This window comes from Parabacteroides johnsonii DSM 18315, assembly GCF_025151045.1.
Classification (GTDB): Bacteria; Bacteroidota; Bacteroidia; order Bacteroidales; family Tannerellaceae; genus Parabacteroides; species Parabacteroides johnsonii.
This window is the reverse complement of sequence record NZ_CP102285.1, coordinates 2429541-2442274: the sequence shown is the minus strand read 5'-3', so window position 1 is coordinate 2442274 and position 12734 is coordinate 2429541. Positions and strand designations below refer to the sequence as shown.

General features: G+C 43.8%; 11 protein-coding genes. 6 read left to right on the top strand and 5 right to left on the bottom strand.

Going from position 1 to position 12734, the window contains the following annotated elements; translation table 11 throughout:
* The first annotated feature begins 14 nt into the window (after positions 1–14).
* From NQ564_RS10015 to NQ564_RS09990, 6 genes are all read left to right on the top strand, one after another.
* A complete protein-coding gene (locus NQ564_RS10015; RefSeq protein WP_008150736.1) occupies positions 15–1601 on the top strand; it encodes a RagB/SusD family nutrient uptake outer membrane protein in 1587 nt (528 codons plus the stop codon).
* Between the two features lie 216 nt (positions 1602–1817).
* Positions 1818–2987: a site-specific integrase gene (locus NQ564_RS10010; protein ID WP_008155201.1), complete on the top strand. Its 1170-nt coding sequence runs from the start codon at positions 1818–1820 to the stop codon at positions 2985–2987.
* 253 nt (positions 2988–3240) lie between these two features.
* On the top strand, positions 3241–4515 hold the full coding sequence (locus NQ564_RS10005; RefSeq protein WP_008150732.1) for a replication-associated recombination protein A: 1275 nt from the start codon (positions 3241–3243) through the stop codon (positions 4513–4515).
* A gap of 186 nt (positions 4516–4701) precedes the next feature.
* On the top strand, positions 4702–5769 hold the full coding sequence (gene serC / locus NQ564_RS10000; RefSeq protein ID WP_008150730.1) for a 3-phosphoserine/phosphohydroxythreonine transaminase: 1068 nt from the start codon (positions 4702–4704) through the stop codon (positions 5767–5769).
* A 2-nt stretch (positions 5770–5771) separates the two neighbouring features.
* Positions 5772–6695 (top strand): NAD(P)-dependent oxidoreductase, encoded by a 924-nt coding sequence (locus NQ564_RS09995; protein ID WP_008150728.1) that lies wholly within the window; start codon positions 5772–5774, stop codon positions 6693–6695.
* A 236-nt stretch (positions 6696–6931) separates the two neighbouring features.
* Positions 6932–8179: a DUF1015 domain-containing protein gene (locus tag NQ564_RS09990; RefSeq protein ID WP_008150725.1), complete on the top strand. Its 1248-nt coding sequence runs from the start codon at positions 6932–6934 to the stop codon at positions 8177–8179.
* A 712-nt stretch (positions 8180–8891) separates the two neighbouring features.
* On the opposite strand, the gene galE is transcribed toward NQ564_RS09990, so the two are convergent.
* From galE to NQ564_RS09965, 5 genes are read right to left on the bottom strand one after another with little or no spacing between them, the layout of a single operon-like run.
* Complete coding sequence (gene galE / locus NQ564_RS09985) at positions 8892–9932, bottom strand: UDP-glucose 4-epimerase GalE (RefSeq protein ID WP_008155204.1); 1041 nt, start codon at positions 9930–9932, stop codon at positions 8892–8894.
* Between the two features lie 24 nt (positions 9933–9956).
* Entirely contained in the window at positions 9957–10529 is a 573-nt protein-coding gene (rsxA, locus tag NQ564_RS09980) for an electron transport complex subunit RsxA (RefSeq protein ID WP_008150717.1), read from the bottom strand.
* 13 nt (positions 10530–10542) lie between these two features.
* Positions 10543–11127 (bottom strand): RnfABCDGE type electron transport complex subunit E, encoded by a 585-nt coding sequence (locus NQ564_RS09975; protein WP_008150715.1) that lies wholly within the window; start codon positions 11125–11127, stop codon positions 10543–10545.
* Positions 11120–11764: an RnfABCDGE type electron transport complex subunit G gene (locus NQ564_RS09970; RefSeq protein ID WP_008150714.1), complete on the bottom strand. Its 645-nt coding sequence runs from the start codon at positions 11762–11764 to the stop codon at positions 11120–11122. Before NQ564_RS09970 ends, NQ564_RS09975 begins: the two co-directional genes overlap by 8 nt.
* A gap of 2 nt (positions 11765–11766) precedes the next feature.
* Complete coding sequence (locus tag NQ564_RS09965; protein WP_008150712.1) at positions 11767–12726, bottom strand: RnfABCDGE type electron transport complex subunit D; 960 nt, start codon at positions 12724–12726, stop codon at positions 11767–11769.
* Positions 12727–12734: the final 8 nt, after the last annotated feature.

Here is a 12734-nt window from a genome sequence, read left to right as displayed (position 1 = left end):
AATTGTTTTTGAATATGAAATTAACAAACAAATATATAATGTTCGCAACCGCCACTCTTATACTGGCATCTTGCGATTTGGATAAATATCCTGAAGGCCAATATGTCTCTGACGGGCAGAAAGAAGAAACGATCAAAGACAGACCTAACTTGATCACGGCTGAGGTAAATGCTATGGCTGCTAAATTGAATGCTTTCGGAACGATCTCCGATGATGCATCTACTTCTCATAATGATTATGGAGTCCCAGCTGTCTCTATGGCGTTGGAGTCAGGAGGACAGGACCTTGTTGCATTAGTGACAGGATATAATTGGTTTAACACTTCCCAAAACTATTCTGACCGTGTTTATGACAGTTCTATGGATGAGCTGATCTGGAAAACTTTTTATAATCATCTGAAGGCAGCCAATAACGTATTGAGCTTGATTGATCCTGCCACAGAAGACGCTTCTTTGAAAACTTATCGTGGTCAAGCCTTGGCTGCTCGTGCATACGACTATTTGAATCTGGTTCAGATTTATCAGTTTACATATGCAGGTCATGAGAATGCTTTGGCGGTTCCTATTGTAACAGAAAAGATGTCTGACGAAGAAATGCAAAATAATCCTCGTGCTACAGTTCAGCAGGTATATGATCAGATTATGAGCGATTTGAATCAAGCTGCAGAATTGTTGGCCGGTTTTGATAATGGAGCGAATAAGGACCAATTAGATGAAGCGGTCGTATATGGCTTGCGTGCCCGTGCCAATCTGTTGATGCAGAAATGGGCTGATGCTGCAAAAGATGCAGAAAGAGCTATTGCCGGCGGAACTCCGCAATCATTGGCAGAAGTATCTACTCCGACATTTAATTCAGCTACTGCAAATTCTTGGTTATGGGGTGTCATGATTACTCCGGATAACGATGTTGTACAAACAGGTATCATAAATTGGCCTTCTCATTTATGTTCTTTTACGGGGAATGGATATACTTCAGGCGTGCCTGACGGATACAGAAAAGTAAATACGGCTTTATATGACCAGATCCCGGATACAGATATTCGTAAACAATGGTTTTTGTCTCCGGATAACACATCTTCGTTGATAGACAACGAAAAGATAGAAGGTTATTCTATTGTTGAGTATTTTGGTCTTGAACCATATGTAAACACTAAATTTGGTGCTTATCAGAGTGTGTTTGGGAACACAACTAATGCTTCGGATTGGCCGTTGATGCGTGTGGAAGAAATGTATTTGATTAAAGCGGAGGCTGAAGCAATGAGTGGAAATCTGGCGGCAGGTAAGTCTACATTGGAAAACTTTGTGCAAGCATATCGCGATCCTTCTTTTGTTAGCAAAGCAACTTCGCCACAGCAATTTCAAGATGAGGTCTGGCTGCAGCGTCGTATGGAACTTTGGGGTGAAGGTCATTCGTTGTTCGATCTTCTGCGCTTAAAGAAGCCGGTTGTACGTAAAAATACGAATTATCATGCTTCCGTACAGTTTAATTTGGAGCCGGAATCCCAAATAATGATCTATCGTATCCCACAATGTGAAATGGAAACCAATACAGGCATTTCTGATACAGATAATAATCCGGCTGCTCCACAACCTACCTTATAAAAGAAATAAGGTTTACATCCGGAAAAGGGCTAAAGAGGCGTGTTTTTTTTGAACACGTCTCTTTTTTTGTCTCTGTCCGGGCTTTTGCAGGATCGTTTTGCGGATAGCTGTTCGTCTATTGAAACACGAAATATAACAAACTTTTAGTTTGTCTCATACGAAACAAAGAACTTATTATTGTTCCTTCGTGTTCTCATTCAGAAAATAATGTATATCATGGAAAAAGTTATTTACAATCTGGTGTTCAATCGGAAAAAGCGGTTGAATGCAGAAGGAAAGGCTTTGATTCAGGTAGAGGCTTACTTGAATAGGCAAAAGAAGTATTTCTCAACAAAAATCTATGTTAAGCCCACGCAGTGGGATAGCAAGAGGAAAGCTGTGAGGAACCATCCTAATATGGATGAGCTCAATCAGTACATTGAGGATTATATTACTTATTTGGAACGGATCGAATTAGATATGGTCCAGAGCGGACGTCCGTTCTCTTTGAGGTATTTGAGAGAGAGAGGAGATTTTGAGTCTGTTTCTACCTCTTTTGTCTCTTTTATGAAAAATGAGATCGATCATAGTAATTTAAGACTGTCCACATTGAAAAACCACTTATCCACTTTGCAGGTTTTGTGCCAGTATCAGCCACAAGTCTCTTTTGACGATCTCACCTTTAATTTCCTGTGTGATTTTGAACATTTTCTTCTTGAGCAAAAGTATCACCGAAATACGATTGCCAAGCATATGAAGCATCTGAAAAGATATGTTAACCTGGCGATTAATAAGGATTTGTTTGAATTGCAGAAATATCCTTTTCGCAAATATAAGATTAAATATATGGAGAGCAAGCGTGGTCATCTGACACCGGAAGAATTGGGGAGGTTGGAGAAAGTCGCTCCTAAATTGCAACGGACGCTCAGACGGACGCTCGATATGTTTCTTTTCAGTTGTTATACAGGGCTTCGCTTTTCCGATATTGTAAATATACGACCGGATAATTTTCATCTGATCGATGATAAGTTATGGCTGGTCTATTCATCGGTCAAGACGGATGTGAACGTCCGGCTTCCTTTGTTCCTGCTGTTCGACGGAAAAGCTCTTGCAGTCTATGAACGCTATCGCAAGCGTTATTCAAGAACGCTGTTTGGAGTTTCTGTTTCGGCAAACTCGAATGTGAATAAACAATTGAAAAGGATTTGCCGGCTGGCGGAAATAGATAAAAGGCTGTCTTTCCACATGGCACGCCATACCAATGCGACCCTATTGTTATATAATGGGGCGAATATCACGACAGTCCAAAAGCTATTAGGGCATAAAAGCGTACGGACAACGGAAATCTATAGTGATATTATGGATATGACTGTTATACGTGACCTGGAAAATATCACATTGAAATAAAATGAAACGATGGATACAGGAGGGCAGGCTGCATTGAACGGGTGTTTAATACAGCCTGATCTTTTATGATTTCATTTAGTGTCCAGAAGTTGTAAATATGACAAAATGGTATAATTTTATAGTACCAATAGGTGTATGTAGCTATGTTTGCTTACTTTTTTTTATATTTTCTGCTGTCAAACATTAAAACAGGCTCGAATTTTTACGGTGTTTATACTTTGAAAAGTAAATAAAATATACGACTTTTGCCTACATGATGAGTCAACCGTTAGCAGAGAGATTACGTCCGAAAACGTTGGACGATTATATCGGGCAGAAACACCTGGTAGGTCCGGGGGCTGTTCTTAGAAAGATGATTGATGCGGGTCGTGTCCCCTCTTTTATATTGTGGGGACCTCCGGGAGTAGGAAAGACTACGCTGGCGCAGATTATTTCAAATAAGCTGGAAGCTCCGTTCTATACGTTAAGCGCAATTAGTTCAGGAGTAAAAGATGTGCGAGAGGTAATAGAAAAGGCAAAAGGTAATCGCTTTTTCAATACCGTTTCACCGATCCTGTTTATTGACGAAATACATCGCTTTAGCAAGTCGCAGCAGGATTCCTTGCTCAATGCAGTAGAGACTGGTGTGGTAACCTTAATCGGAGCCACAACGGAGAATCCCTCGTTCGAAGTTATCCGTCCGTTGCTTTCCCGTTGTCAGGTATATGTTTTGAAGTCATTGGAGAAAGCTGATCTGTTGACTTTGTTGAATAAGGCAGTTACGGAAGATATCGTATTGAAGGATATGAATATCGTGTTGACCGAAACGGATGCCATGTTGCGTTATTCCGGTGGTGATGCACGAAAATTGCTGAATATCTTAGAACTCGTAGTGGCAGCAGAAGAAGGGAATGAAAAGATTGAAATAACAGATGAAAAGGTGGTAGAGCGCTTGCAGGAAAATCCGGCGGCGTATGATAAAGGAGGAGAGATGCATTATGATATTATATCCGCTTTCATCAAATCCATTCGCGGAAGTGATCCGGATGCTGCTATCTATTGGCTGGCTCGTATGGTTGCCGGTGGTGAAGATCCGGAATTTATAGCCCGTCGTTTGGTTATTTCAGCCTCGGAAGATATCGGATTAGCGAATCCGAATGCTCTATTGTTGGCAAATGCCTGTTTTGATGCCTTGAAGAAAATCGGTTGGCCTGAAGGACGGATCATTTTGGCGGAAACAACCGTTTATCTGGCATGCAGTCCTAAAAGTAATTCGGCTTATATGGCGATTAATGATGCGTTGGAGTTGGTGAACCGTACAGGAAACCTGCCTGTTCCCCTTCATCTGCGAAATGCACCGACAAAGTTGATGGCGGAACTGAATTACGGAAAAGACTACAAATATGCACACGATTATGAAAATCATTTTGTCAAGCAAGAGTTCCTTCCAAAGGAGATTTTGAACGAACGGCTGTGGAAAGGACAGGAAAATCCGTCCGAACATAAACTAATTGAACAAATGAGACGTTTGTGGGGGGACCGGTATTAGAATTGACAATTGATAATTGATAGTTGCCAATTGGGAGGTAAATGTTATGGATAAAGGTGGCTGTTGTAGCGTTTTGGTAATAATTGTCAATAATTAATTGTAAATTGTCAATTTATTTGTACATTAGCCGCCTGTTTTTGGGAAATTAGTTACTTAAATTATATTTAACATTAAAAAGACATTGGTATGAAGAAGCACAATTTTTATGCAGGTCCCTCTATCTTGAGCGAGTATACAATTAAAAATACGGCTGCTGCGGTAGAGAATTTTGCGGGTATGGGTTTATCTCTTCTTGAAATCTCCCACAGAAGTAAAGAATTCATTGCTGTGAACGATGAGGCGCGTGCGCTGATCAAAGAATTGCTGGATGTTCCTGCCGGTTATGAGGTTGTTTTCCTGGGTGGAGGTGCAAGCATGCAGTTCTGTATGGTGCCTTACAATCTCTTGAATAAGAAAGCTTCTTATTTAGATACCGGTACATGGTCGTCCAAAGCTATCAAGGAAGCTAAATTGTTCGGAGAAGTTGAGGTCGTAGCATCTTCTAAGGATAAGAACTATACATATATTCCGAAGGATTATACGATTGCCGACGATGCGGACTATTTTCACTTTACGACCAATAATACGATTTACGGAACGGAAACTCGCAAGGATCCGGATGTGAAACAGCGTTTGGTTGCCGATATGTCGTCCGATATTTTCTCCCGTCCGATCGATGTGTCCAAATATGACATCATCTATGCCGGAGCACAGAAAAATTTGGCTCCTGCCGGTGTGACATTGGCTATTGTACGTGTAGATGCTTTGGGACATGTGGAGCGGCCGATTCCGACAATGTTGAACTATAAGACTCATATTGACAAAGATTCTATGTTTAACACTCCTCCCGTACTGCCTATCTATGCCGCTTTGCAGACATTGAAATGGTATAAGGAACAAGGCGGTGTTGCCGCTATGGAAAAGAAGGATATGGAAAATGCCGCTATCCTGTATGATGAAATCGATCGTAACAAGCTGTTTAGAGGGACTGTCGCGGCTGAAGACCGTTCTATCATGAATGTATGTTTCGTGATGAATGACGAATATAAAGACCTGGAAGACGAATTCAGCAAATTTGCTGCGGCTGCAGGTATGGTCGGTATCAAGGGACACCGTTCTGTCGGTGGTTTCCGGGCTTCTCTGTACAACGCAATGCCAAAGAGTAGTGTTGAAGCTTTGGTTGCATGTATGAAAGATTTTGAAAAACAGCATTGATTATGGCAAAGATATTAGTAGCAACAGATAAACCTTTCGCAGCGATAGCTGTGAAAGGTATCCGCGAAGTAGTGGAAGGTGCAGGTGACGAACTGATCCTGTTAGAGAAATACGGTGAAAAGGCTAAACTGCTGGACGCTGTCAAGGATGTGGATGCGATCATTATCCGCAGTGACATTATCGATGCAGAAGTGCTGGATGCCGCTAAACAGTTGAAGATTGTGGTCCGTGCCGGAGCGGGTTACGATAATGTTGACTTGGCTGCTGCGACAGCACATAATGTTTGTGTGATGAATACCCCCGGGCAGAATTCCAATGCCGTTGCCGAATTGGCTTTCGGCATGATGGTAATGGCTGTCCGCAATTTCTATAACGGAACTTCGGGAACAGAATTGAAAGGAAAGAAACTGGGTATCCACGCATATGGCAACGTTGGCCGCAATGTGGCTCGTATCGCAAAAGGTTTTGGAATGGAAATCTATGCATTCGATGCTTTTTGCCCAGCTTCGGTAATTGAAGCGGATGGTGTGAAACCGGTAGCTTCACCGGAAGAACTTTATGCTACCTGCGATGTCGTTTCTTTGCATATCCCGGCAACCGCCGAAACAAAGAATTCTATTGGTTACGCTCTGGTTGGCAAGATGCCGAAAAACGGTCTGCTGGTTAATACGGCCCGTAAGGAGGTGATCAACGAAGCCGAGCTGATCAAGCTGATGGAAGAACGCGCAGACTTGAAATATGTAACTGATATTATGCCCGCAGCAGGCGAAGAGTTTGCTGCCAAGTTTGCCGGCCGCTATTTCTCCACTCCTAAAAAGATGGGGGCACAGACTGCCGAGGCTAATATCAATGCCGGTATTGCCGCTGCCAAGCAGATCGAAGGCTTTTTGAAAGAAGGATGCGAAAAATTCCGCGTAAATAAGTAATAGACGGTGATTTATGAGTGTGGAATAAAATAATGGTCTCCCGTAGGGGCGGGGTTCTACTCCGCCCAATACAAATAACGTTTGCCTTGCCGGATCACAAGGGCAGAGCAGAGCCCTGCCCCTACGAGATGATAATTGTTTTGTATAACCATGTTTTCAGATTCCACACCGGATAAATCATCATGGGGTGTAAAACCTAAATAAATCTACATCATAAATCATAAATCATAAATATCATGGCACAAATAAAACCTTTCAAAGGAATCCGTCCTCCTAAAGATTTGATCGAACAAGTCGTATCCCGTCCTTACGATGTGTTGAACTCGGAAGAGGCACGCGAAGAAGCGAAGGGAAATGAAAAATCATTATATCATATCATTAAACCGGAGATCGATTTTCCGGTCGGGACAGATGAACATGATCCTGCCGTTTATCTGAAAGCTGCTGCCAATTTCCAGATGTTCCAGGAAAAAGGCTGGTTGGTACAGGATAAGGAAGAATGCTATTATGTATATGCCCAGACAATGAACGGCAAGACACAATACGGTCTGGTTGTCGGTGCATACGTGCCCGATTATATGAATGGTATTATTAAGAAACATGAGTTGACACGGCGTGACAAGGAGGAGGACCGTATGAAGCATGTACGGGTGAATAATGCCAATATCGAACCGGTGTTTTTTGCTTATCCCGATAATGCTGAATTGGACAAGATTGTCGCCAAATATACTTCCCATACTCCGGAATATGACTTCGTCGCGAAAGACGATGGTTTCGGTCATACGTTCTGGATCATTGACGAGCCGGCGGATATTGCCCGCATTACGGAATTGTTTGGCGAAATGCCTTCCTTGTATATAGCTGACGGTCATCACCGCTCTGCTGCTGCTGCGTTGGTCGGTGCGGAAAAAGCCAAACAGAATACAGCTCATAAAGGTGATGAGGAGTATAACTACTTTATGGCTGTCTGCTTCCCGGCTAACCAATTGACGATTATCGATTATAACCGTGTGGTGAAAGACTTGAACGGCTTGTCGGATGATGAATTTCTGATCAGATTAGGGAAGAACTTCGTTGTGGAAGAAAAGGGAGCGGATATTTATAAACCGGCAGCTTTGCATAACTTTTCGCTCTATTTAGGAGGAAAATGGTACTCACTGACGGCCAAACAAGGCACATACAACGATAACGATCCGATCGGTGTCCTGGATGTGACGATCTCTTCCAACCTGATTTTGGATGAAATTTTGGGTATAAAAGATCTTCGTTCGGATAAGCGTATCGATTTCGTAGGCGGTATCCGTGGTCTGGGAGAATTGCAGCGGCGTGTGGACAGTGGTGAGATGAAGGTAGCGCTGGCTCTTTATCCTGTCACTATGAAGCAATTGATGGATATTGCCGATACCGGTAATATCATGCCTCCCAAGACAACTTGGTTCGAACCGAAACTGCGTTCCGGCTTGGTTATCCATAAACTCGAATAAGACAATCGGCATTATCTGAAAAAAAGCTATAGCCTGTTCTCAAAAAGGTTATAGCTTTTTTCTTGGAAAGCTATAGCTTGTAAGTGGAAAATCTATAGCTTTTTGTGGGGGTGAATTGTTTTTTTGAGTCTCTAAATATAGAAAAGGACATAAAGGGGTAAAAAAGGCACCGCTTGTTTTTTCAACCGATACAATGTATGGTTGTGATGTATGGTGTTGATAAACATGTGATTGCTAAATTATGTGTAATCTCTTTTGTCTTTTTTCGAAGGTTCGCATTGCATGGTCCCGAGCCTCCTTTTTTGGTCTGTATGGGAGAGGTCGGGAGTGGAGAAAATATTAAAAAAACGTTCAATACGCATCGTTTGCGTCAAAGTTAATTTATCAGGCAAGCAGGGGAGGCTTCCACGAGGAATGATGTGCCAATAAAATAATGAAGTAATAGAATAATGGATCAATATGCTCATGTCGGAAAATGTGAGCATAAACGTATTGCTCTGAAAAAACAGGTGGTGCCTTTTTTCCCCTTTTTTGTCCTTTTCAGAAAGAGAATATTTGTAATGTGTTGATATGTTCTGTTTTAGTTAAAAACCAAGTGCCAATTTTGCTTGCATGGCCACCCCTGAGTCTTTAAATGAAAAAGAGGATGCCAATGGGTTTTAGAATGAATTTTGGCACCCTCTTCTTCTATCAATTATGAGAATAATTCCGATTACATGATACCGCGTTCACGCAGTTTTTCCTGCCATTTCCAAGCAGAAGCCAATGTGTCGGCCAATGTTTCTGTCGCTTTCCAACCCAATACTTTGTTGGCTCGTTCGGGGTTGGCCCAAACTTTCTCGATATCACCTTCGCGGCGACCTACGATCTTGTGCGGGACTTTAACACCTGTAGCAGCTTCGAATGTATTGATCAGTTCTAATACGGAAACACCGTTGCCGGTTCCGAGATTGAAGATTTCCACATTATCCAAAGACTTGCCGCCCAACATGCGGTCCATCGCGATCACGTGGGCCTTAGCCAAGTCTACGACATTGATGTAGTCGCGGATGCAGGAACCGTCAGGCGTGTCATAGTCATCGCCGAATACACTCAACTCTTTACGGATACCCATAGCAGTCTGTGTCAGATACGGGATCAGGTTCTGAGGAACGCCGTTAGGCAATTCACCGATCTCTGCTGTCGGATGTGCTCCGATCGGGTTAAAGTAACGCAGGATGATGCTCTTGAAAGGAGCACCGGCATGGATAGTATCGCGGATGATCTCTTCGTTGATCTGCTTTGTATTTCCGTACGGAGAAGTAGCCGGTTTGATCGGTGCATTCTCAGTTACAGGCAGATTCTCGGGATCGGGCTGTCCGTACACGGTGCAGGAAGACGAAAATACAATACCTTCGATATTGAATTCAGGCATCAGTTCCAACAGGTTTACCAGTGTCACTACGTTGTTGCGATAGTATTTCAATGGCTGTTGTACGGATTCGCCTACTGCTTTGCTGGCGGCGAACAGGATGATGCCTTTGATTCCCGGATGAGCTTTCAGCGCTTCGCGGGTTCCTTCCTTATCTTTCAAATCCAGTTGGATGAATTCAGGACGGATGCCTGTGATGCGTTCGATACCGTCCAATACTTCTATATTGGAGTTAGACAGGTCGTCGATGATGACTACTTCATAACCTGCGTTCTGCAGTTCTACTGTGGTGTGTGATCCGATGTAACCAGTTCCACCTGCTACTAAAATCTTCTGTTTCATCTTAGTGTTTATTTAGATTAGTAATTACACAATCCCTGAAAATCCCATGAAAGCCATCGCCAACAGACCAGCTGTGATAAGAGCGATCGGGGTTCCTTTCATGCCATCGGGAACATTTGTCATTGCTAATTGTTCTCTGACACCTGCAAAGATAATCAAAGCTAACGCAAATCCAATAGCAATAGAGAATGCATATACTACAGATTCTAATAAATTATACTGCTTCTGGATGACCTGGATGGCGACACCCAACACGCAACAGTTTGTCGTGATCAGCGGAAGAAACACCCCCAATGCCTGATAGAGGGCAGGAGAAACTTTCTTCAGGATGATTTCCACCATTTGAACCAGAGCTGCGATGATCAAGATAAAGCTGATAGTCTGCATAAAGCCCAGACCGAATACATCCAGCACATATTTCTGTACGAGGAAAGTCACGAGTGTCGCAATGATAAGCACAAATGCAACGGCTGCTCCCATCCCTATTGCTGTATCCACTTTCTTGGATACGCCGAGGAACGGACATATACCTAAGAACTGGGACAACACGACGTTGTTGACAAATACAGCGGCGATAAATATCAATATATATTCCATATCTTACCTTGTTTTATGCTTTACGCAGTTTATTAACAATAGCTATCAGGAATCCCAATGCGATGAATGCACCCGGAGCCAATACGAAAATCAGTGAGCCGAACTGTTCCGGCATAATTGTCAGGTTAAACAGTTTGCCTGTTCCCAACAGCTCGCGGATAGCTCCTAACAGTGTCAAAGCAATCGTAAAGCCGAGTCCGATCCCGATCCCGTCGAAGGCCGAGGCTACCACTCCGTTCTTAGCGGCGAACGCTTCGGCACGTCCTAACACGATACAGTTTACGACGATCAACGGGATAAACAATCCCAAACTTGCGTATAAGGCAGGAACAAATGCTTCCATGCACATTTGCACAACTGTTACGAATGTGGCGATCACGACAATGTATCCAGGGATACGGACCATATCGGGGATTACGTTCTTCAGCGCGGATATAGCCATGTTGGAACAGATCAGCACGAACATGGTGGCAAGTCCCATACTCATACCATTCATCGCCGAAGAAGTTGTACCCAATGTCGGACACATACCTAACAGCAATACGAATGTCGGGTTCTCTGTGATGATTCCGTTCATCAATATTTTCAGATTACTCATTATCGTTTCCTCCTTCTTTAGTTGTGTTATCGGATGATGTGGTTGCACCGGTCGATCCGTCGGCACCGGTGAATGCGCTGTAGGCGCGGTTCACAGCGTTCAGGAATGCCCGGCTGGTAATGGTCGATGCTGTTATGGCATCGACGTCTCCACCATCTTTGGTTACTTTCAGTTCGCCATCGGATAATTTGCGTCCCAATACGCTCTGGCGATTCTTGTCTGTGCGGAACCATTCTTGCATCTTAGCCCCTAATCCCGGGGTTTCAGCATGTTGTAAGACAGAATAGTTCAGCAGTTTGCCTTCGATGTCAAAACCGACAATCACGCGGATTTCACCGCCGAACCCTTTCATTGTGTTACTTTCCACTGCGGCACCGACGAATTTGCCGTCTTGTTTTGCCGGGTAGATTTTCAATGAGTCGCCATCTGAGGTGGCTGCCATATAGGCTTCTTCTGTCGGTTTGTTGTTGAATTCGGGTGTCACCTCCTTGATTGCTTTTTCCAAAGTTGCTGCTTTGGTGGCGGCAATCGGACCGGTGGTGTACATATTCACACCTGCTAATATTGCTCCGGCCACTACACAGATGATCGTGAGTGAAAGGAACATATTGGGTAATGTTGATTTTAGTTTTGCCATGCTTATTTTCCTCCGAAATGTTTAGGTTTCATATAACTGTTGATTAGCGGAGTAACTCCATTCATGATGAAGATGGCAAATGACATACCTTCGGGATAAGAACCGAACAGACGGATCACCGTTGTCAGGATACCAATGCCGACACCGTAGACAATCATACCGCTCTTGCTCATCGGCGAAGTCACATAGTCGGTCGCCATGAAGATGGCTCCCAACATCATACCACCGGATAACAGATGGACGAACGGGCTTGCATATTGAACCGGATTCACCAGGTGCATGATACCTGTGAAGACAAATACCGTAGCGAAGATGGATACCGGAACGTGCCAGGTGATAATCTTCTTCCATAACATATAGAACATACCTAACAGCAGTGCCAGTGCGCTGACTTCACCAAGGCTACCGCCCATGTTACCGACCAGCATATCGATGAGTGTCGGCATCTTGTCGAGTGCGCCTTCGTTCATCAAGGAGAGGACGGTTGCGCCTGTTGTTGCGTCCGTATAGGATGTTAACTGTCCGGCTACAGGCCAGGTGGTCATCTGTGCCGGGAAAGAGATCAGCAGGAAGATACGGCCTGTCAGTGCCGGGTTGAAAATATTGTTACCCAGGCCGCCGAACGACATCTTACCGATACCGATGGCTGCCAGCGCACCGATGGCGATGATCCAGATCGGCAGGTTGGACGGCAGGTTGAATGCCAGCAAAACACCGGTCAGGATAGCCGAACCGTCGTAAATGGTTGGTTCCTTTTTCATCAGGAACTTCTGAATCAGATATTCGAACAGGACACAGAAGAAAACCGAAACTACGGTTACGATCAGTGCACCCAGTCCGAAAAAGTAGAGTGATACCAGGAAAGCCGGAACAAGGGCAATCAGTACACCGTACATATTTTTGCTTATGCTGTCGCCGCCATGAATGTGGGGCGAGGGAGACACGTATAATTTGTTTTCCATATTGCTCT

What these genes read in the sequence shown, in the direction of transcription:
- NQ564_RS10015 (WP_008150736.1), top strand. Translation starts at nt 15, where the DNA reads ATGAAATTAACAAACAAATATATAATGTTCGCAACCGCCACTCTTATA.
- NQ564_RS10010 (WP_008155201.1), top strand. Translation starts at nt 1,818, where the DNA reads ATGGAAAAAGTTATTTACAATCTGGTGTTCAATCGGAAAAAGCGGTTG.
- NQ564_RS10005 (WP_008150732.1), top strand. Translation starts at nt 3,241, where the DNA reads ATGATGAGTCAACCGTTAGCAGAGAGATTACGTCCGAAAACGTTGGAC.
- serC (WP_008150730.1), top strand. Translation starts at nt 4,702, where the DNA reads ATGAAGAAGCACAATTTTTATGCAGGTCCCTCTATCTTGAGCGAGTAT.
- NQ564_RS09995 (WP_008150728.1), top strand. Translation starts at nt 5,772, where the DNA reads ATGGCAAAGATATTAGTAGCAACAGATAAACCTTTCGCAGCGATAGCT.
- NQ564_RS09990 (WP_008150725.1), top strand. Translation starts at nt 6,932, where the DNA reads ATGGCACAAATAAAACCTTTCAAAGGAATCCGTCCTCCTAAAGATTTG.
- galE (WP_008155204.1), bottom strand. Translation starts at nt 9,932, where the DNA reads ATGAAACAGAAGATTTTAGTAGCAGGTGGAACTGGTTACATCGGATCA.
- rsxA (WP_008150717.1), bottom strand. Translation starts at nt 10,529, where the DNA reads ATGGAATATATATTGATATTTATCGCCGCTGTATTTGTCAACAACGTC.
- NQ564_RS09975 (WP_008150715.1), bottom strand. Translation starts at nt 11,127, where the DNA reads ATGAGTAATCTGAAAATATTGATGAACGGAATCATCACAGAGAACCCG.
- NQ564_RS09970 (WP_008150714.1), bottom strand. Translation starts at nt 11,764, where the DNA reads ATGGCAAAACTAAAATCAACATTACCCAATATGTTCCTTTCACTCACG.
- NQ564_RS09965 (WP_008150712.1), bottom strand. Translation starts at nt 12,726, where the DNA reads ATGGAAAACAAATTATACGTGTCTCCCTCGCCCCACATTCATGGCGGC.